Here is a 20,891-nt window from a genome sequence, read left to right on the forward strand (position 1 = left end):
GCCTAGTGCCTCAAACCAGCAGGAGGAGTACGGGGTTTTGCATTCGGATCGCGGGGCTGGGGACTTAACACCGCTACTGTCAATTGATCATCACCAAAGTATTTTTTAGCAACATTTCTGACTTGCTCCGGAGTGATCTTACGCAGCATCTCAATCAATTTATCTTTAGTTTCTAAGGGTAAACCGATAGCCCATAGTGCACCTAGCTGATTTGCCTGCGAAAACACTGAATCACGCTGATAAATTTCTGAGGCAATCCATTGAGTTTTCACTCGATTTAATTCAGCCTCAGTCACCCCTTCATCTGCCACCCGCTTAATTTGTCCACGCAAAGCCGTCTCTAAGTCCGCAACGGTTTTCCCATTGGCGGGTACACCTTCTACCAAGAATAACTGTGGCCCGCGCCCATATAGACCATTACCCGTGCTCGCACTATCCGCAATCCGCTGCTCATTATTGATTAAAGTCCGCTCAAACCGCGCCCCATCATTGCCATCTAAAATCGCAGAAAGCACGGTTAAAGCTAAAGCATCCCAATCATTCTCGGTGGGATTATCGACACTAGTCAGTTGTGGGACTTTAAACGCCATCAGTAAATACGCTTGATCCGCAGGCGCTTTCACCTCAATACGTTTCACACCTAATTGCTTGGGTTCAAGCGCTGGTTTAATGGTTTTGACGGGATGAGTGGGCAAGCTGCCATAATAGGTTTCGGCTAACGCTAAAGCCTGTTCAGGTTTGACATCACCGGCAATCACTACCACTGCATTCAGCGGGTTATACCATTGTTTATAGAAAGAGCGCGCATCATCGGGAGTTAAGTTATCTAAATCATTCATCCACCCAATCACAGGATTGCGATACGGGTGCACATTGTAAGTAACCGCCATCAGTTGCTCATACAGTAAAGAGCGCGGCTGATCATCGGTGCGCATGCGGCGCTCTTCTTTCACGACCTCTAGTTCGCGCTTAAACTCATCATCCGGCCATTGATTATTCACGAAACTATCGGCTTGTAACTTCATGACCTCAGCTAATTTATCTTTAGGAATTTGCTGATAATAAGCGGTGTAATCATCCGTGGTGAAAGCATTATCTTCACCGCCCAAAGCAGCGACTTGTCGTGAAAATTCGCCCGTTTTTACCGTCGGAGTGCCCTTAAACAGCATATGCTCCAGCACATGTGCTACCCCAGTCGTACCACTCACCTCTTCCATCGCCCCCACGCGCAACCACAGCATATGCACTGCCGTAGGAGCACGATGATCGGGTTTGACAATGAGTTGCATACCATTTTTTAAGGTAAATAAGTGGGCGGCTAAGACTTGACTGGCTTCAGCCGTCGTGGGAGGACTTGCATTGATGGTCGTGGGCTGCTCTGCATTAACTTGGGTACTGGCACTCCATGCTAATAAGCAGGCGTATAAAACTCTTTTTCTCATGGATAGTCTAACCTAGCAATTAACCAAGTGACTGGTTGTTATTAACGAATTTTTTGACTAAGCCCTGCAACCCTAGCACAAAATTCAATCCGTGCCTCATGTCCATTTAGTAATAAACTGATTTAACGGTTTAAAGCAGTCTTAGCCTTTCAGTCAAAATAAAATAGCGAGGAGTTATTATGTACAAAATCATCAGCAGTCTTAGCAGCGTTCTATTACTGAGCCTGAGTTGCAATGCACCAGCGGCTACGCCGATTACTAGCGTTTATACCGCTTTAGACGGAGCCAACTGCAAAACCCTAGAATCCTCCGAAGAAGGGGGTGGCTGGTATAAAGGACGCTGCAAAGGACTCAGCGGTTATGACTTATTGATAATGGAAGGTGATCTGCGGCAAACGATTAGCGTCGTTGACTCTAAGAAAACAGAACATCCATTAGAACTCTGGAATACCGTGTCTAGTGGGTTTTCCAGCTTGGGCAGTAAAGCCGAATGGCGTATCCAAAAGCAAGGTAGTAAATCTGTACCGATTGCCCTAATTGTGCGCTTCAATGCCTCCGAAGACCCTGAGCGTCCTGAAAAAAACACCTCTTATTTAGTCGTGAGCAAAATCACCGCGACAACTAGCTGTGTAACCGATGTGATTAAACCGCAAGCGAATGCCAATGAGCTAGCAAGAAAATTAGCCGATCAAGCGGCGAAGAAGGCTTGTAAGCTGGTGGGTTAATAGGCTTGATGTTGAGCAGCATCAGGAAGATTTTAGCTTGATGCTGTGTCTTCATCTCTTGAAGTGCCCCGCGAAGTTATTTAGAGAAAAACCTGCACACGCTGCATGGCATGCCTACCTACAGATCTAATCTAGGCATGGCACCGAGAGGCTAGATACTTAAACTAGCTTTAACATTCCACCCTTAGAGACCTCGCTACTCATAACTTGCAAATCTTTAGCGACAAACTACGCATCATTGCTCAGAGTCAATCGCAGCCAGCATTCTTCGCCAAAATATACTGAATCTTATCTTCCAAATCCTGATAATCACTAGCTTACTGCAACAGTTGCACAGCAGCTTCTAGCTCGCGATTACCAGAAGGAGCTATTGCAAACACAGCCTGAATTTGCTCAATAGCCTCTAAGACTTTTACTCACCCTTGTGTTTTGTTGGTAATATAACAAAAGCTAATCAAAATGCCGCTGTGCGGCAAAGTAATCCTGCAAAGTTTGCCCTTCCACATCGGTATAGCATTCTGCCTGTACCTGAATATCTTGCATCCGATCAAGCCGGAAACTGCGAAACTCATTGCGTAACTCACACCAACTCGCTAGCGTCCAAGTCTGCCCCCAGAAAAATAAACCCAAAGGCTTAACGATACGTTGGCTAGCCTCACCATCTTTCCGTTGGTAATAAAGCTCCACATAACGGTGCCGATCAATCGCATTACGGGCAATATCTAAAGTTTTGGAAATATCGAGGCGCTCGCCAAAGCGCAGCACGAATAAATGATTATTGGTGAGGTGGTGACGCAGTTCTTCAGGAATCGCCGCATAAACTTTATCCAGCACAGAATCAGCACTACGGCCTAATTCAGTACCCCCCCAAGCACGCAGCATTCTTGCACCTAACACCAGCGCTTCAATTTCTGTAGAAGAAAACATTAAGGGCGGAATATCGAGCGAATACCGCAGGCGATACCCGACACCAGCCTCGCCTTCAAGCGGTACACCTGACAGGCTCAAATCCTGCATATCGCGGTAGATGGTGCGCTCAGATACCTCCAAGCGCTCTGCCAATTCACGCGCCGTCACCAACCGTTTATTTCTGAGAATTTGAACTAATTGAAACAAGCGATCGGCGCGACGCATTTAAGATTTCACTGCATGGAATGGAGGCCGATCATATTGCCTTCCGTATCAAAGACTAAAGCAATAAAACCGTGTTCACCAATAGACATTTTTTCCTTGAAAATACGACCACCATTCACTGCAACACGCGCCGCCTCCACTGCACAATCGTCACAATTAAAATACACCAACGTGCTATTGCCACCTGACGGTATACCTGTCATTTTCACCAATGCGCCTGCCGAACCTGCGCCTTGATCCATTGGGAATAATTGCATTTCCATATCAGGAAACATATCCGGCTTTACCATTGGCTCTAATACGCTGTGAAACACCGCTTCATAAAACGCCTTAGCACGGAGCATATCCTGCACATAAATCTCAAACCAACCCACTGGATTACTCATGACTATCTCCTTGTTTGCTTATCAAGAGCTTAGTGTAGAACACCACTCCTGACAGCATTCTGTCAGGAGTCATGCAGATGCCTGCATAATAACCGGAATACCCGTGAAATAAGGATGCAAGAACATTAACACTACGTACACCACGATGCTTGCTACAAGCAAAATTACTTCCTTACCCAACGACCCTACTGCTGGTTTTACCCAAGCACCCTCGCGCCGATTAATCGTGATCTGATTGAGAATACTCCACACCAGCATGCCACCAAACAGCACGAGTGAGCGACTATCTCCATTCGCTAACAAATGCCCTACCGCCCAAACCGCTGTACCAGTTAACATGGGGTGGCGCACGAATTGTTTAATCCGACTCGGCAGATGTGAGGCAGCAAACAAAATTACAGCAATCAAAATCAATAGCATGGTGAGATGGCGTCCCCAGACTGGGGGGGTATAAATCTGCATGGGCATGGCTAGACGCCAGCCAATCACAATTAAGCCTAAAGCTACTAAAATTTTGAGTGCATAAATCGCTTGATACGTATTGCCATATTGAGCCACTAGTGCACTGCGCTTAGCAGGCATGATTGAGGGAAATAAATGTACAAGGCTCCACATAAAAACCCCGGGAACTAACCAAAACATAGCAAGCTCCTTTTTCTTTAGATGGTACACAACCATAGCATAATTCAAGCTCGCTTAGAGGTAAGCTCATTGGAAGAACTCGTCTTAACTCTCTAGAAACTCCCTGCATAATAAATGCAAAAAACTTCCACATCTCACTGGCAACCTAGTTGTCCCTCATCTGTCCAAACTCCTGTTCAGCGCTTTCACGCCGAGACGCTAATTTTTATAATTTCAGAAAAAGGATACCCCCAATATGTTAAAAGAACTCAAACTTGTTGCTAGCGTTTGTTGTATTGCAGTTTTATTGACTGCTTGTCAAAAAGGTAAAGAAGCAACTAAAGCTGAAGTCGCTCAACCCGCGGCCACTCCAGCTAGTACTGAACCTGCAGCTCAAACTGCACAAACGACCCCTGCAACTAGTGATGGGCAAACGGATCCATTTACCTATTGCGAATCCGTTGGCAGCATTGATAAAGGAGATGCCGCTTATACGGGTGAAGTTTTGCCTGAAAAATTGATTCAAGCCATGGTAAAAGTACAAATTGTGACCGCAGACTTGCCACAACTAAAAGAACCCGGCTTTGTCACTTGGCGGTGTATGGATAAGAAAGTCATGGTTTGTATCGTCGGTGCCAACATTCCTTGTGAAGCCAAGGCTGATATCAGTAAAGAACCGAATGAAGGCATGGTCGAATTCTGCAAAACTGACCAAAACGCCACAGATATTCCAGCGGCTGCCACTGGACGAGAAACGATTTATAACTGGTCTTGTAAAGACGGCAAACCGATGGTCGGTGAACAGCATACTCAAGTAGATGCTCAAGGCTATCCTGCAAATTTCTGGACAGCCGTTGCACCTTAAGACTGATCAACAAAGCGAGCCACTTAGGTAGCTCGCTTTGCTAAACCTCTTCAATTTTTCCAACTTTCACAGTTCTTAATTGGGGTTTTTTATTCATATAATTTCAATTTTTTCTTGAAAAACTTGAAATTGCTTTAATTTCGCAGTGCAGCAACAATAATCTATTTGGTATTCTGGATGCTGCCCATGCCTACTTCGCTGCAAACTGCCCTCACCCAACGCATTCTCATCCTTGATGGAGCGATGGGCACGATGATTCAACGTTACAAACTACAAGAAGCAGATTATCGGGGCGCACGTTTCAAAGATTGGCACAAGGATGTGAAAGGCAATAATGATTTACTGGTGCTCACAAACCCCAGTGTGATTCGCGAGATTCATGCCCAGTATTTAGCAGCGGGTGCGGATATTCTAGAAACCTGTACCTTCAATGCCACGCGCGTGTCCATGCACGATTATGAAATGGCCGAGTTTGCCTATGAAATCAATGTAGAAGCCGCGAAACTCGCTAAATCCGTCGCCGCAGAATACAGCACACCGGCCAAGCCTCGTTTTGTTGCCGGTGTCTTAGGCCCTACCTCGCGTACTTGCTCGATTTCGCCCGATGTGAATGATCCCGGATTTCGTAATATCACCTTTGATGAATTGGTTGCGAATTATAAAGAATCCACACGTGGCTTAATTGAAGGTGGCTCAGACATCATTCTGATTGAAACCATTTTCGACACCCTCAATGCTAAAGCAGCCGTATTCGCGGTCAAGCAAGTGTTTGAGGAAGATGGGATTGAATTACCGATTATGATTTCCGGTACCATTACCGATGAATCAGGGCGGACGTTAACAGGGCAGACTACGGAAGCCTTCTATAACTCACTGGCGCATGCGGATGCGATTTCCTTTGGCCTTAACTGTGCCCTCGGTCCTGATAAATTGCGCCAGTATGTCGAGGAAATGGCACGGGTTTCGGCCACTTATGTCTCAGCGCATCCGAATGCGGGCTTACCAAATGAGATGGGCGAATATGACATGACGCCTGCGGAAATGGCGGCACTCATTCAAGAATGGGCAGAAAAAGGCTTGGTGAATATTGTTGGCGGCTGCTGCGGCTCTTCGCCTGCACATATTAAAGCTATCGCTGAAGCGGTAAACAGCCTTGCGCCCCGCCAGTTACCGGCTATCCCAGCCGAATTACGCTTATCCGGTTTAGAACCCTTCAATGTTGGCAAAGACAGTCTATTCGTGAATGTGGGTGAGCGTACTAATGTGACGGGTTCAGCCAAGTTCAAACGCTTAATCAAAGACGGGCACTACACCGAAGCCTTAGCCGTCGCCCTTGAGCAAGTCGAAGGCGGGGCGCAAGTTATTGACGTGAATATGGATGAAGGTTTGTTGGACGCTGAAAAGGAAATGACGCGCTTCCTGAATTTAGTGGCTTCTGAACCTGATATTTCGCGTGTGCCGGTGATGGTGGACTCGTCTAAATGGGAAGTGATTGAAGCGGGTTTAAAATGTATTCAAGGCAAAGGTATCGTTAACTCGATTTCCATGAAAGAAGGCGAAGCGAAGTTTATTCAACAAGCCAAACTGGTGCGTCAATACGGTGCTGCGGTGATTGTGATGGCTTTCGATGAGCAAGGCCAAGCCGATACCAAAGCGCGTAAAATCGAAATTTGCCAACGTGCTTATAAGATTTTGACTGAGCAAGTCGGCTTCCCACCGCAGGATATTATCTTTGACCCAAATATTTTTGCGGTCGCAACGGGCATTGATGAACATAATAATTACGCGGTGGATTTCATTGAAGCCACCCGCTGGATTCGCCAAAACTTGCCACATGCGCATGTTTCGGGTGGAGTATCGAATGTCTCGTTCTCCTTCCGTGGCAATAATCCGGTGCGCGAGGCGATTCATAGCGTTTTTCTGTATCACGCCATTCAAGCGGGCATGGACATGGGTATCGTCAATGCCTCACAAATGGAAGTTTACGACGATATTCCTAAAGAGCTACGTGATGCTGTTGAAGATGTGATTTTGAATCGTGATGCGGGTGCAACTGAGCGCTTATTGGAACTTGCGCCGAAATATAAAGGCGACGGCAAAGCCGAAGACAAAAAAGAAGATTTAGAATGGCGCTCATGGTCGGTGGAAAAGCGTTTGGAACATGCTTTGGTGAAAGGCATTGATGCTTATGTCGATCAAGACACTGAAGAAGCACGCATCAAACTGGGTAAGCCCCTATTAGTCATCGAAGGCCCGCTCATGGATGGCATGAATGTAGTGGGTGATTTATTCGGTGCGGGCAAAATGTTCCTGCCCCAAGTGGTTAAATCCGCACGGGTGATGAAAAAAGCGGTGGCTTACCTTGATCCGTTTATGGCCGCCGAAAAAGAAGGCGCAGACATGCAAGCCAATGGCAAAATCCTGATGGCGACCGTCAAAGGTGATGTGCATGACATTGGTAAGAACATCGTTGGTGTAGTACTACAATGCAATAACTACGAAGTGCTTGACTTGGGCGTCATGGTATCTGCGGAAAAAATTCTGCAAGTCGCTCGTGATGAAAAAGTCGACATTATTGGTTTGTCTGGTTTGATTACCCCGTCCTTGGATGAAATGGTGCATGTGGCTAAAGAAATGCAGCGCCAAGGCTTCCAGATTCCGCTGTTGATTGGGGGCGCTACTACTTCCAAAATTCATACCGCCGTGAAAATCGAACCGCAATATCAAAATGACATGGTGGTTTATGTCGCTGATGCCTCGCGTGCAGTAGGGGTAGCCAGTTCGCTGTTATCCAAAGAATTAAAACCGGCTTATGTACAAAGTATTCGTGAGGAGTACGAACAAGTACGTGTAAAACGTGCTGCTAATCAAACTGAGCGCAAACTGATTTCAATTGCCGATGCGCGTGCTAACGCATTTAAAGGAGATTGGGCGAATTATGTGCCCCCTAAGCCGAAGTTATTGGAAGTGGCAGCCGCATCAGGGCAAAAAGAGCATTGCTGTATCGCGCACAAACTACAAGCTGAGCGTAATGCACAGAAAGCCGCACAGATCATTCCAACTAATGCAAAGTTAATTCACAAGGGTGCAGGTGTTATTCTGAGCTTTGCGGATTACCCCTTAGCTGAGCTAGTCGAGCGTATTGATTGGACACCATTTTTTCGTAGCTGGGAATTAGCGGGGCGCTACCCTGAGATTCTCAAGGATGAGGTGGTGGGTACTGAGGCCACGAAATTATTGGCTGATGCCCAAGCTATGCTACAAAAGGTCGTGGCGGAAAAATGGATTCACGCTAAAGCAGTGATTGGCTTCTTCCCAGCCCATAGCCTAGGCGATGATATTGTGCTGTTTAAGGATGAAGCACGCCAAACAGTACACACTACTTTGCATAATCTACGTATGCAAATGGACAGAAACGGACAACAACCCAATTACAGCCTAGCTGATTTCGTCGCCCCACAAGACTCTGGTCAAGCGGATTGGTTGGGGGCGTTTGCTGTGAGTGCAGGCTTTGGGATTGAACAACACTTGGCGGATTTTCGTGCCAAACACGATGATTACAGCGCGATCATGCTAGAAGCCTTATGTGATCGATTCGCGGAAGCCTTAGCCGAGCAAATGCATGAGCGTGTGCGTAAAGAATTCTGGGCTTATGCCACCGATGAAAGTTTAGATAATGAGGCCATGATTGCCGAAAGCTATCAAGGTATCCGCCCCGCTCCCGGCTATCCGGCCTGCCCTGATCACACCGAAAAAGGCTCACTCTGGCAATTACTCGATGTAGAAAACAATACCGGCATGATCATCACCGAGTCGTTTGCGATGTACCCAGCAGCCTCAGTATCAGGTTGGTATTTCAGCCATCCAGAGTCACGTTATTTCGGCATTGGACGGGTAGGACGTGATCAAGTTGAGGACTATGCTAAGCGTAAGAGGATGAGTTTGGCGGAGGCTGAGAAGTGGTTGAGTCCGGTGTTGGGGTATGATGCCTAATAAGTGGGCAGTTGATCGTATTCGCAGCACTATTAAACCTATAACTGGCATCGCTTGTAGCTGCATCCACATTGCCGATGTGTATGTAAGTTTCCCCAATGGTTCACTCAAACGCCCTGATATTTCAATTTTCTGCCGTGAACCGGATGAAGATGAAGAAGCGATTAGCCTAGTGCCTGAGGCCGTGATTGAAATTATTAGCAAAGGCTACGAAGCTAAAGATTTACAAATTGCCCCACCATTTTATTTATCGCAGGGCGTGAAAAACATTGTGGTTTTAAATCCCTATACACTGGCGATTTTACATGTACATGAGAAAGGAGCAGAGCACTATCTTTCACCGGTATAGATTCGATTGGCTTGTGGGTGTAGTGTGGTAGTGTGAGCTAGTAAAATAGACAGAATGGTTGGAAGTTATTGATAATCCAACCTTATAAAGGGATTAAAACTCACTTTTTAAAGCACCTACTTGCTATTCTGCTAGTGGCAAGCCCCTGAGTCCTTTATAATGCGTGCGTTTTTAGCAAACCTATCGTTCTATCATGCAAATTGCCCAACCTTCCGCAACCGAGACTGCTAACGAACTGGAGCTTATCCGCCAGCACCTTAATCTTGATGGCACAACCATCTTAGAGCTAGGGTGCGGCAAAGCCCAGTTAACACGGGCAATTGCACAAAACTTTTCGGTACATAAGATCATTGCTACTGAAGTCGACACCATTCAACATGAGGTTAATTTAGCTAGCGAACACCCGAATAACATCGAGTTTCGTGCGGGTGGTGCTCAAGCGATCGCATTGCCTGATAATAGTGTTGACATAGTGTTTATGTTCAAATCCTTGCACCATGTACCAGTTGAACTGATGCCGTTAGCTTTTCAGGAAATAGAGCGTGTATTGAAACCTCAAGGTTCTTTATGGATTTCAGAACCGGTTTATGCCGGTGCTTTCAATGAGCTGTTACGCTTATTTCATGATGAGCAAAAAGTGCGAGAAGCCGCTTTCCAGCACACCCAAGCAGCGGTAGATTCAGGTTTATTACAGTTAAAGCAGCAAATCTTTTTTAATGCAGTGACACATTTCGTAGATTTTGCTGAGTTTGAACAGCGAATTATTGGCGTTACACATACCAAGCATGTATTGAGTCCAGAGCTGGCGACACAAGTTGAAATGGCTTTTAACCAACAAATGGGTAAGGATGGAGCGAACTTTTTAACCCCACAGCGGATTGATTGGCTGCAAAAAGCCGCTTAAGTCAAAATACCGCCATTAAGCAACCATTCGACAGATAGAATTAATGCATTGTCCAACAATTCAACTACACTTTGATCTTAAGTTTAGATAATTAATGAAAAAATCCATGAGCATACAACGTAAGGGCATTATTTTAGCGGGTGGCAGTGGTACACGCTTGTATCCCTTGACCCAAGCGGTTAGTAAGCAGCTAATGCCCGTTTATGATAAGCCTATGATTTATTACCCCTTGACGGTACTAATGTTATCGGGGATTCGCGATATTTTAATTATCACGACCCCACAGGACTCTAGCCAATTTCAAGCATTATTAGGTGATGGTAAGCAATGGGGCTTAAATATTCAATATGCTATCCAAGCTAAACCGGAAGGTTTAGCCCAAGCTTTTCTCATTGGCGAAGAATTCTTAGGCAACGCTCCGTGTACGCTTATTTTAGGCGACAATATTTACTACGGTGAAGGTCTCTCCCAACGCTTACAAGCTGCTTATGAGCAAATTCAAGGTGCTACTGTTTTTGCCTATTATGTACGTGATCCTGAACGCTATGGGGTGGTCGATTTTGATGATCAAGGCCGTGCACTCAATATTGAGGAAAAGCCTGCCAAGCCGCGTTCCAACTATGCAGTGACAGGCTTGTATTTCTACGACAATCAAGTTGTGGACGTCGCTAAAGCAGTTAAGCCCTCTGAACGCGGTGAGCTAGAAATCACCACCGTAAATCAAATGTACTTAGAAAAAGAGCAACTGCAAGTCGAAATTCTCAAGCGTGGTACCGCTTGGTTAGACACAGGCACTCATGCCTCACTACTGGATGCTTCCAACTACATACGGGTGATTGAAGAGCGCCAAGGTTTGAAGATTGCTTGCCCTGAGGAAGTTGCTTGGCGAATGCGTTATATCGATACTGAACAATTATTACGCTTGGCAGAGCCTCTGAAAAAAAGTGGTTACGGACATTATCTTATTGGGGTCGCTAAGGCATGAAAATTATCCCGACAACCATTCCAGATGTGCTGATCATCGAACCTAAAGTCTTTGGTGATGAGCGTGGTTTCTTCATGGAAACTTGGAATCAACAAACCTTTACTGAAGCCGGTTTAGACTTTAAATTTGTTCAGGATAATCATAGTCGCTCACGCCAAGGGATTTTACGCGGCTTGCACTATCAGATTAAAAACCCACAAGGCAAATTAGTTCGTGTGACCCAAGGCTGCGTCTATGATGTAGCGGTTGATCTACGCCGTTCCTCACCAACCTTCGGGCAATGGACGGCAGTTGAACTTTCAGCCGAAAATCATCGTCTTTTTTGGGTTCCTCCCGGCTTTGCACATGGCTTTTATGTGATGAGTGAATCAGCCGATTTCCAATATAAATGCACTAATTTATACGCCCCTGAACATGAGCGTTGTGTGCGTTGGAATGACCCTAATCTGAATATTCCTTGGCCACTGGTACAAGGGGAAGCACCACAATTATCAGCTAAAGATGCTCTAGGTGCTTTGTTGCCAGAGGCGGAGGTATTTGCATGAAATTGCAAAAAGTCTTGGTAACGGGTGCAAATGGTCAATTAGGCTATGAACTGCAACGCACCGTAGCACCAAGTATTGAGCTCATCGCCACGGATTATCAAACCCTTGATATTACTGATATTGCGCAAATCACCGCCGCTTTAGAACAGTATCAGCCTGATCTAATCATTAATGCAGCCGCTTATACGGCGGTGGATAAAGCAGAAACTGATCAAGCCAATGCGCAGCGCTTAAATGCTGAGGCTGCTGGCTTCATCGCTCAAGCAGTGGCACAAGCCAATCAACATAAGCCGACTCAGCTAGTCCATATCTCCACCGATTTTGTATTTGATGGAACACAATCCCTACCATATGTACCTGAAGCTGCAACGGCACCTTTAGGTGTTTATGGGGCTACTAAACTCAGTGGCGAACAGCAGGTTCAAGCTCATCTACCAACTGCTTTAATTATTCGCACTTCTTGGCTTTACTCCACGCATGGCAATAACTTTGTAAAAAGCATGTTGCGCTTTATGCAAGAACGTGAGCAATTAGGCGTGGTGTATGATCAAGTAGGATCACCCACTTGGGCACGCACACTCGCGCTCAGTATTTGGGCTTTAGTAGAAAGAGATGCACAGGGTATTCTGCATTGCTCAGATAATGGCGTGGCAAGCTGGTACGATTTTGCGGTGACCATTCAAGAAGAGGCTTATCGATTAGGATTACTCAAGCAACGTATTCCTATTCATCCAATTCGCAGTAGTGCCTACCCTACTCCCGCTAGGCGTCCTGCCTTTAGCGTCATGGATAAAAGCCGCACTGAAGAGACTCTTGGCTATCGTCTGCCCTATTGGCATACTAGTCTGCAGGCGATGCTCACCGAATTATATGAATCATATCACCAAGCCTAATTATGACCTATCAACCTAAAAATCTACTGGTAACCGGTGGCGCTGGTTTCATTGGCACCAACTTTGTTCATTATTGGTTAGCGAGCTATCCGGAGACGCATATCACGGTATTAGATGCTCTGACCTATGCAGGCCGCTATAGCAATTTAGAGAGCTTAGAGGGGCAGCCGAATTTTCGTTTCGTAAAAGGTGATATTCTTGATCAGCCTTTGGTCGAAAACTTATTACGCGAAGGCTCTATTGAGACTATCGTGCATTTTGCCGCCGAATCGCATGTAGATCGTTCGATTTATGGACCTGATGCCTTTTTACGTACCAATATTGATGGCACGCATAGTTTATTAAAAGCAGCTAAAAAAGTTTGGTTGGATGAAAACAAAGGCTGTACACATCGTTTCCATCATGTTTCCACGGATGAAGTCTATGGTACTTTGTCAGCAACAGACCCGGCTTTCACAGAAACCACGCCTTATGCACCAAATTCACCTTATGCCGCTAGTAAAGCTGCCTCAGATCATATTGTGCGCGCCTACCAGCATACTTATGGTTTGAGTACCACCACGAGTAATTGCTCCAACAACTATGGCCCCTATCAATATCCTGAAAAGCTTATTCCACTCGCCATTTCCAATTTATTGCGCGGTAAGGCTGTACCGATTTATGGCGATGGTCAACAGATTCGGGACTGGCTATATGTCGATGATCATAATCGCGGCATTGATTTGATTATCCGCACAGGTCAGGTAGGGGAAACTTATAATATAGGCGGCAATAATGAACAAACTAACTTAAATCTGATTCATACCTTGTGTGCCTTATTAGATGAGCGTTTCCCAAACTCCCCACATGTTCCACATCATAAACTGATCACTTATGTGACTGACCGCCCTGGGCATGATCGGCGGTATGCGATTGATAATCGCAAGATTTGTCAGGCGTTAGGCTATACTCCAGCCGAAACCTTCCAATCTGGTTTAGCAAAAACCTTAGATTGGTATTTAACTCATACCAGCTTCTGGCAAGCGGATGATATTCAACTGTTTGGTAGTCATGCAGCGGCTAAGGAGCCAGCTTAATGCAGTGTCGAATTTGTGGGAGCAAGGGCGAACATAGGGTTTACACCGCTAAGGAGATGATGCTTGGTCTAAGGGATGAGCATCGCTATTTCCAGTGTGCTGATTGTGGCTGCTTACAAATTGAAGCCATTCCAGACAATTTGGCGGCTTATTATCCTAGCAACTATTACTCCTACTCTGCTCCAAGTACTGCTAGTAAGCTTAAGCAACAGTTATTATGTCAACGCGATTACTATGCAGTAACCGGTAAATCCTTACTTGGACATGCTTTAAGCTTAGTTTCACCGAACCGTAAACTTAGTACCCTGCGCCCCATTCATCTTAAAAAAGATTCACGCATTTTAGACGTCGGTTGTGGTGCTGGTTTACTATTAAATGCTTTACGCGATGCAGGCTTTACCCAGCTATTAGGTATTGACCCCTTTAATGCAGATACAATCCGTTACCCTAATGGCTTAATCATTGAAAAACGTGATATTTTCAGTGAAACAGGTGAATGGGATTTGATTATGTTCCACCACTCTTTTGAGCATTTGGTGGATCAACAGCAAACCTTAGAACAAGCCCAAAAGCTGCTGGCTAAGCAAGGTACCGTTTTACTACGTGTACCAACCGTGTCCTCTTATGCTTGGCAGCATTATGGGGTGAATTGGTCGCAATTAGATGCGCCGCGCCATCTGTTCTTACATTCAGTGGATAGCATTAAAAAACTAGCAGAGCAAACCGGTTTTATCGTTAGTCAAATTCACTATGACTCTAATGCCTTCCAGTTTTGGGGTAGCGAGCAATACGAACAAGATATTGCGCTGCGCTCAGAGCATTCTTGGGCAGAAAACCCAGCCAATTCTCCGTTTACCACGGAGCAGATTAAGCAATTTGAACATCGTGCACGTGAATTAAATGCTCTAAATAAAGGTGATCAAGCTGCTTTTTATTTGCGTAAAGCTTCATGACTGCTAAATGTAAAGTTTTCGCCATCTCATCCCCCGGCGGTCATTGGATTCAGTTGACTCGCTTATGTGCTGGTTTGGAGGCAAAGCATGAAATTGTGTATGCATTGCCGGATAAGCTCTTTAGGCCTAAACGCGCTCAGAAAATATACTCTGTCATAGATGTCAGTGCGGACGATAAGTGGAAGTTAATTCCTTGTGCTTTTCAGGTTGGCTATATTCTACTAAAAGAACGTCCACAGGTGATTTTATCGACAGGAGCAGCCCCCGGTGTAGTGGCTATTGTGCTCGGTAAACTGCTTAGAATTCGTACTATTTGGGTGGATAGCATTGCTAATGTACAAAAAATTTCCCGCTCGGGTGAGCTAGTGAAAAACTGTGCTGATGTATTTCTGACACAATGGGAACATTTGAGCGATCAGCAACAAATCCTGTTCAAAGGATCGGTTCTATGATTTTCGTGGCAGTAGGCACTCAATTTCCTTTTGACCGCTTGATTCGCTGTGTGGACGAATGGGCGCTGGCACACGGGGTTGAAGTGGTTGCTCAGATTGCTGCGGGCGAGTATCTGCCTATCCATGCACGCTATGAACGCTTTATGACTACGGAGGCTTTTAACCAAACCTTAAAAGCGGCCAGTCTAATTATTTCCCATGCGGGAATGGGCAATATTATTACCGCCATTGAAAGCAGTAAGCCTATTATTGTCATGAATCGTCAATATGAATTGGGCGAACATCGCAATAACCATCAAGCGGATGGTTTAGAGTGGATGGCAAAATTACCGGGAGTTTATACTGCGCAAACCTGTGAAGACTTAAATGCCTTGCTAGATCAGCATGACTCTTTGACTGCTAGTGGACAAGTAGGCATTGAACGGCGGCAAAATCTGATTAACTTTCTTGACCAAGCCATTCGAGCTTAAACCATGAAGTTAAATAACCCCTCTTTACTCTGGCAAACAGCATTCTCGATTATCGCGCGCTTTGCAGGAGTGGGTTTAAACTTTGCAGTTGCGATTATTATTACCCGTACTTTACCGATGAATGAAGCGGGCATGTTATTCATGCTGATGACTTTAGTCACGGGTATTTCACTGTTTAGTCGTGTGGGTGTAGAACAATGGTTAGTCCGTGAAGTCGCGGGTCTACCTGAACAAGGGCTAGCAGAAGCACAGTTACGCCACTTATATAGCGCGTTTAGACTGCTGCTGATCACCAGTTTTATCTTTATGTTGATTTGGCTCGCAATCAGTCCCGTGGTCAAACGGAATTTATTTGATGGCGACATTCATTTAGGTTTGTTATGGGTCGCCGCTTTAGGTATTTTCTTCTTTAATCTGGTGATGACTAACTCCGCTTTTATGAAGGCAGCTCATCATATTTCTGAATCCTTACTGATTCAAAATGCGCTCCCTGCTGTCTGTATGATGTTGGTTATTTTGCTGTTATGGCCCTTTTTCCCAGTTTATCAAAACTATTTGTGGATTTACACGCTGTCGGTAGTGTTAGCGGGTCTAGTGTCATTTTATTGGCTACGTGCGTGGTTACCCTCTTTAAAATCACGGGGTGCCCCCATCACACGTCAATCGGTGTTTCAAAGCTCCCTCCCCCTAGCACCTGTGTCCTATTTTGCTTTCATGATGTTGTGGGCAGACACATTGATGACTGGCTGGTTATTAAATAATGAGGATGTAGCTTTATTTACAGTGGCGGCGCGCTTGTCATTTGTGAGTGGATTCTTTTTAGGCGCTTTAGATGCCACGATTTACCCGCGCCTCTTACGGATGCATAAACAAAATCCTGAAAAACTACGCAAATTTTTCTGGCAGGCGACGCTGTTAGTTGCAGTGGTCTTAAGTGTGGTCACTGTGATCATTGCTGCGGTGGGAAAACCGGTTCTAGCGGTGTTTAATGAAGGTTACGTACAAGCTGCAACGACTTTAGTTATCCTCTTGTTAGGACAGTTAGTCCGTGGTTTAGGCATTACCTTCTCTTTTATGTTCATTATTCGCGAGCAAGTGCGCTATCTTAATGGTTTATTATTCGTTGCCTTACTCGCCAACCTGTTAGCGAATTGGTTGTTGATTCCCCAATATGGTATTGAAGGCGCTGCAATGGCAACTTTAGCTGCGAACTTACTCTTAACGGGTGGAGTGATCGTGTTTTTCTTCAAAAACCGCTTGTTAAGTGGCTATGCTTAGACAACTATGCTAAGAATCCTTGCCGTTTTATTTGTTATTTCGATCTTTATTCCAGTTGAATTCTTTGTCATGGCTGGAACTGTACGTATCGAAACCTACCGCGTCATTCTCGCACTGACTTTGATCTATGCCTTCTTTAATTTCCGCACCGTATTAAAACGGGCTGACCTGACTGATGTATTGCTGCTAGGCCTCATTGTCTTAGCGTTTGCTAGCTTCTGGGCAAATCACAGTTTACAAAAAGCGATTGAATCGACCGGTTTATATTCATTAGAAACCTTAGGCGCGTTCTACTTAGCTAAGCTATTTATTACGACGCCTGAGCGTTTTTATCGGATCAACTTAGCATTCATTTGGATTTTGGTGGCACTTACCCTGCCCGCCATCTATGAAGCGGTTTCGCATCATCGGATTTTGCACGAATGGGCTGAACGCCTCACTGGGCATTTATCCATCGACTACCGCCTATACACCGAATATTACATACGTGGTAGCATTATGCGCACCACCAGCGTCTTTGCTCATCCAATTTTATATGGCACTCTCGCAGCATTATTCTTCCCCTTTGCTATTTTGTTGTTCTGGCGTCAACAAAAAATTAGACAATTTTCGATGATTCTCGGCTTGAGCCTTTCTATGCTCACTACTTTATCCTCAGCTCCCTTGCTGTCCTTGATTTTCCAAGCTTTTACGGTCTTACTGGTTAAGTTCTGGCATACCGCACGGCGCTTCTGGGTGGCGATTTTCTTTAGCGGTTTAGCGATTGCTATGTTGATTCAAGCATTGTCCAATCGTGGCTTCTTTGGAATTTTAATTTCCTATCTCACGTTCAATCCGAATACCGGCTATTTCCGCATGTTGCAGTGGGAATACAGCATGGATGATATTTTATCTCATCCTATTTTAGGGATTGCGCACAATGACTGGACTCGTCCTTATTGGAAAGATTGGATGGGCGATAGTATTGACAGTTTCTGGTTACTTGTTACCCTACAACACGGTGTTTTTGCTTTTGTGCTTTTACTGACAGCCTGTTTTTATGCGGTTTTTAGCGTGTTAAATCAAGTACATCGGCAACATGAAAATGTCAAATGGATGGTTACTGCTTGGATTTTATCATTCATGTCGTTGATTTTAATAGGTTTTACTGTTGACTATTTCGACAAATTGCAGCCAATGTTTTTCTTCACTTTAGGCGCTATGTCTTGGGCAAAATATTATCTAACACCAGAAACACCTAGTCTGTATAGTGGGATGATGTCAACTGGGGAGCAGGGGAAACCAGCAAAATGAAGCCACGCTTCGTTAGTCAAAAAGTATTCATGAGAATACTGCATTTTCGGCATAGCCTACTCTATGCCTACAACTGGTATTTACGCTCTTTCTATGGGATGAAATTGCATCCTAGTGTACGTATTTCCTTAAAAGCTCGAGTCGATAAGACCAATCCGACAAGCTTAGAAATTGGCGAAGAAACGATGGTAACTTTTGATAGCATCCTTCTTTCTCATGACTATGCAACTGAACGTCATGCAGGTGCTTATCAGCAAATGACTACAATCGGTAAGCGCTGTTTTATAGGTTGCGGTTCTATTGTGATGCCAGGCGTCAGTATTGGCGATGAGTGTATTATTGCCGCCGGCAGTGTTGTTACTAAGGATGTGCCAGCCGGCTCGATTGTGGCAGGAAATCCGGCCACTGTGATCCGTAGCGGTATTCATACTAAAGCCTATGGCCGCCTAATCAATAGCCAAGCCCCCATCAAACCTGAAGCAACTATGTCCTCCACTTTGCCTAGCGCAGCCGCCTTAAATGAAACCGCTAGTTAGTATTATTTTAGTTTCCTACAATACCGCTGAGCACACATGCAAAGCTTTACAGTCGGTACAAGAGCAGACTCAACAGTCACATGAAATTATTGTTGTAGATAATAAATCGAGTGATAACTCAGTTGCCCTTATTCGTACTGCTTTTCCCAGTATTCAATTAATTGAAAGCTCTGAAAACCTAGGTTTCGCAGGAGGGGTACGCAAAGGTGTTGAGCAAGCACAGGGTAACTATCTATTATTGCTGAATCCTGATACGGTGGTATTGGATGGCGCCATTGATAAGCTTTTAAACTTTGCTGAGCAGCAGCCTAAACATGGTATTTGGGGAGGCGTTACTCTAAACAATGATCTTAGCTTAAATACGCAACATGCTTGGTCTAAACCGGATTTCGCTTCATTGCTATTTAGCGCTTTGGGCTTAAGTAAATTGTTTAGTTCAAGCTGCCTATTCAATTACGCTAATTACGGTTGCTGGCAGCGAGATACAGTTAAAGAAGTAGATATTCTTTCTGGTTGTTTTTTCCTAATTAAACGGCAAGTTTGGGATGAACTGGGGGGCTTAGACCCAACTTTCTTCATGTATGCTGAAGAAGCGGACCTTTGCTTACGCGCTAAAGCGCAAGGCTATCAACCCATTGTCACGCCCGATGCACGCATTATCCATCATGGAGGTGTCAGTCATTCACGTTTTTCGGGTAAGTTAATTAAGCTACTTAAAGGCAAAGTAGAGCTGATTAATCGGCATATTAGCGAGTGGAAGCGCCCCATTTTCAAAGCCTTACTCTGGCTCTATGTCTTCAACAAATACGCTATACATCGCTTGCTAAAGCCGCGCTCAGAACAAACTCAAGAGTGGCAAACCGTTTATCAAGCTCGTGATCATTGGCTCAAAGGATATTCAGCATAAATGCCTAGCGTTATCGTTCCTGCACATAATGAAGCTACTGTTATTCGTGCTTGCTTAGATAGTCTTTTAAAACAGACTGGAGTGGATCGAATTATTGTGGCTTGTAATGGTTGTACGGATACAACAGCGACTATCGTGCAGCAAGAATACCCTCAAGTAGTTTGTCTTGATATTGCGACACCTTCCAAGGTGAACGCGCTTAATGAAGCTGAAAAGCATGTTTTATCGTGGCCGGTTTTTTATATTGACGCAGATACTAAACTTTCCGCTGGAGCCATTGAGAAAATTACTGAAGTGATGGCTCAGGGCAAGCTCTTATTGGCTGCACCTGAACCAGTGATTGATACTTCGCGTTCTTCTTGGTTAGTTAAGCAATATTATAAAGTTTGGTTATCTTTGCCTTACATTCGTGAAGGCGTCGTCGCGACCTGTAGCTTTGTTATTTCTGCGCAAGGGCGAAATCGATTCATTAATTTTCCTAATGTCATCAATGATGATGGCTTTGTGCGGTGTCAGTTCTCAGCCGAAGAGCGTGGTAATGTATCGGGTACTCAAGTTTTTATCACTGCCCCACAAAACATTAAATCTCTGATTAAAATTAAGACGCGAGCTCGCTTGGGAAATATGCAATTAGCAACTGCTAAGTTATGTACTCAAGCTCAAGCAAAGCCCTACTCTCAAATTATGCGGTCTAAACTATTTAGCAAAGACTTTTTCTCGGTAAGCATTTATCTAGCGATTGCTACACTCATCCGTCTACGTGCTAAGCAGCAATTGAGGCATTTATCTAACTATCGTTGGGAGACTGATCATACCTCCCGCCAAACCCAATCCAGCTAAAAGCTCACGATTGTCACAAAAACTCCTACCTTTGTATTTTTTTTACGACACAAATTGCTGAATTAAGCTATATTTAATGGCAGAATAGTGGCCGATTCGAGTGTCTATGTGCCGCAAAGATCAAGTTTTGCTTACATAACAGCTATTTAGTGCAAATAAGCACGGAGTTCACATTTAGGCCTAATCGGTACTAAGTAACTAGCTAGAAGTTTCCACGTATAAGATCCTGCTGGTGTAAACTGGT

At 44.8% G+C, this 20,891-nt stretch carries 21 protein-coding genes; 17 read left to right on the top strand and 4 right to left on the bottom strand.

The window, feature by feature from the left end:
• Positions 1 to 2: 2 nt before the first annotated feature.
• On the bottom strand, positions 3 to 1,442 hold the full coding sequence (locus Q0307_RS07480; RefSeq protein WP_298658873.1) for a pitrilysin family protein: 1,440 nt from the start codon (positions 1,440 to 1,442) through the stop codon (positions 3 to 5).
• Positions 1,443 to 1,621: 179 nt separating this feature from the next.
• On the opposite strand from Q0307_RS07480, the gene Q0307_RS07485 reads away from it, so the two are divergent.
• The gene (locus Q0307_RS07485) at positions 1,622 to 2,167 is read left to right on the top strand and encodes a hypothetical protein (protein ID WP_298658876.1); all 546 of its coding nucleotides are present in this window, start codon (positions 1,622 to 1,624) and stop codon (positions 2,165 to 2,167) included.
• A 450-nt stretch (positions 2,168 to 2,617) separates the two neighbouring features.
• Here Q0307_RS07485 and Q0307_RS07490 read toward each other — a convergent pair whose 3' ends face one another.
• The 3 genes from Q0307_RS07490 to Q0307_RS07500 all read right to left on the bottom strand — a co-directional run bounded on the left by Q0307_RS07490 (position 2,618) and on the right by Q0307_RS07500 (position 4,329).
• Entirely contained in the window at positions 2,618 to 3,301 is a 684-nt protein-coding gene (locus Q0307_RS07490) for a YafY family protein (RefSeq protein WP_298658879.1), read from the bottom strand.
• Positions 3,302 to 3,309: 8 nt separating this feature from the next.
• A complete protein-coding gene (locus Q0307_RS07495; RefSeq protein ID WP_298658882.1) occupies positions 3,310 to 3,687 on the bottom strand; it encodes a VOC family protein in 378 nt (125 codons plus the stop codon).
• 69 nt (positions 3,688 to 3,756) lie between these two features.
• Positions 3,757 to 4,329, bottom strand: coding sequence for an NnrU family protein (locus tag Q0307_RS07500; RefSeq protein ID WP_298658884.1), 573 nt, complete (start codon positions 4,327 to 4,329; stop codon positions 3,757 to 3,759).
• 235 nt (positions 4,330 to 4,564) lie between these two features.
• Between Q0307_RS07500 and Q0307_RS07505 the strand changes: the two genes are divergently transcribed.
• The 16 genes from Q0307_RS07505 to Q0307_RS07580 all read left to right on the top strand — a co-directional run bounded on the left by Q0307_RS07505 (position 4,565) and on the right by Q0307_RS07580 (position 20,647).
• A complete protein-coding gene (locus Q0307_RS07505) occupies positions 4,565 to 5,173 on the top strand; it encodes a hypothetical protein (RefSeq protein WP_298658887.1) in 609 nt (202 codons plus the stop codon).
• A 186-nt stretch (positions 5,174 to 5,359) separates the two neighbouring features.
• On the top strand, positions 5,360 to 9,166 hold the full coding sequence (gene metH / locus Q0307_RS07510) for a methionine synthase (RefSeq protein WP_298658890.1): 3,807 nt from the start codon (positions 5,360 to 5,362) through the stop codon (positions 9,164 to 9,166).
• Entirely contained in the window at positions 9,156 to 9,515 is a 360-nt protein-coding gene (locus Q0307_RS07515; RefSeq protein WP_298658893.1) for a Uma2 family endonuclease, read from the top strand. Before metH ends, Q0307_RS07515 begins: the two co-directional genes overlap by 11 nt.
• 193 nt (positions 9,516 to 9,708) lie before the next feature.
• Positions 9,709 to 10,419: a class I SAM-dependent methyltransferase gene (locus tag Q0307_RS07520; RefSeq protein ID WP_298658896.1), complete on the top strand. Its 711-nt coding sequence runs from the start codon at positions 9,709 to 9,711 to the stop codon at positions 10,417 to 10,419.
• 106 nt (positions 10,420 to 10,525) lie between these two features.
• Positions 10,526 to 11,404: a glucose-1-phosphate thymidylyltransferase RfbA gene (rfbA, locus tag Q0307_RS07525; RefSeq protein ID WP_298658898.1), complete on the top strand. Its 879-nt coding sequence runs from the start codon at positions 10,526 to 10,528 to the stop codon at positions 11,402 to 11,404.
• Positions 11,401 to 11,949 carry a dTDP-4-dehydrorhamnose 3,5-epimerase gene (gene rfbC / locus Q0307_RS07530; protein ID WP_298658900.1) on the top strand — a complete coding sequence of 183 codons (549 nt, stop codon included), beginning with the start codon at positions 11,401 to 11,403 and terminating at the stop codon, positions 11,947 to 11,949. The genes rfbA and rfbC overlap by 4 nt, the downstream gene beginning before the upstream one ends.
• Positions 11,946 to 12,842, top strand: coding sequence for a dTDP-4-dehydrorhamnose reductase (gene rfbD / locus Q0307_RS07535; RefSeq protein WP_298658902.1), 897 nt, complete (start codon positions 11,946 to 11,948; stop codon positions 12,840 to 12,842). Before rfbC ends, rfbD begins: the two co-directional genes overlap by 4 nt.
• Positions 12,843 to 12,844: 2 nt before the next feature.
• On the top strand, positions 12,845 to 13,918 hold the full coding sequence (gene rfbB / locus Q0307_RS07540) for a dTDP-glucose 4,6-dehydratase (RefSeq protein ID WP_298658905.1): 1,074 nt from the start codon (positions 12,845 to 12,847) through the stop codon (positions 13,916 to 13,918).
• Entirely contained in the window at positions 13,918 to 14,871 is a 954-nt protein-coding gene (locus Q0307_RS07545; protein WP_298658907.1) for a class I SAM-dependent methyltransferase, read from the top strand. Before rfbB ends, Q0307_RS07545 begins: the two co-directional genes overlap by 1 nt.
• Positions 14,868 to 15,323, top strand: coding sequence for an oligosaccharide biosynthesis protein Alg14 (locus tag Q0307_RS07550; protein WP_298658912.1), 456 nt, complete (start codon positions 14,868 to 14,870; stop codon positions 15,321 to 15,323). The genes Q0307_RS07545 and Q0307_RS07550 overlap by 4 nt, the downstream gene beginning before the upstream one ends.
• Positions 15,320 to 15,793 carry a glycosyltransferase gene (locus Q0307_RS07555; protein ID WP_298658915.1) on the top strand — a complete coding sequence of 158 codons (474 nt, stop codon included), beginning with the start codon at positions 15,320 to 15,322 and terminating at the stop codon, positions 15,791 to 15,793. The genes Q0307_RS07550 and Q0307_RS07555 overlap by 4 nt, the downstream gene beginning before the upstream one ends.
• 3 nt (positions 15,794 to 15,796) lie before the next feature.
• The gene (locus Q0307_RS07560) at positions 15,797 to 17,071 is read left to right on the top strand and encodes an oligosaccharide flippase family protein (RefSeq protein ID WP_298658918.1); all 1,275 of its coding nucleotides are present in this window, start codon (positions 15,797 to 15,799) and stop codon (positions 17,069 to 17,071) included.
• A gap of 6 nt (positions 17,072 to 17,077) precedes the next feature.
• Complete coding sequence (locus Q0307_RS07565) at positions 17,078 to 18,364, top strand: hypothetical protein (protein WP_298658920.1); 1,287 nt, start codon at positions 17,078 to 17,080, stop codon at positions 18,362 to 18,364.
• The gene (locus tag Q0307_RS07570) at positions 18,361 to 18,900 is read left to right on the top strand and encodes an acyltransferase (RefSeq protein ID WP_298658922.1); all 540 of its coding nucleotides are present in this window, start codon (positions 18,361 to 18,363) and stop codon (positions 18,898 to 18,900) included. The genes Q0307_RS07565 and Q0307_RS07570 overlap by 4 nt, the downstream gene beginning before the upstream one ends.
• On the top strand, positions 18,884 to 19,807 hold the full coding sequence (locus Q0307_RS07575; RefSeq protein ID WP_298658925.1) for a glycosyltransferase family 2 protein: 924 nt from the start codon (positions 18,884 to 18,886) through the stop codon (positions 19,805 to 19,807). The genes Q0307_RS07570 and Q0307_RS07575 overlap by 17 nt, the downstream gene beginning before the upstream one ends.
• The gene (locus Q0307_RS07580) at positions 19,808 to 20,647 is read left to right on the top strand and encodes a glycosyltransferase family 2 protein (RefSeq protein ID WP_298658928.1); all 840 of its coding nucleotides are present in this window, start codon (positions 19,808 to 19,810) and stop codon (positions 20,645 to 20,647) included.
• Positions 20,648 to 20,891 lie beyond the last annotated feature (244 nt).

It is taken from the genome of uncultured Thiothrix sp. (assembly GCF_937873765.1).
Lineage (GTDB): Bacteria > Pseudomonadota > Gammaproteobacteria > Thiotrichales > Thiotrichaceae > Thiolinea.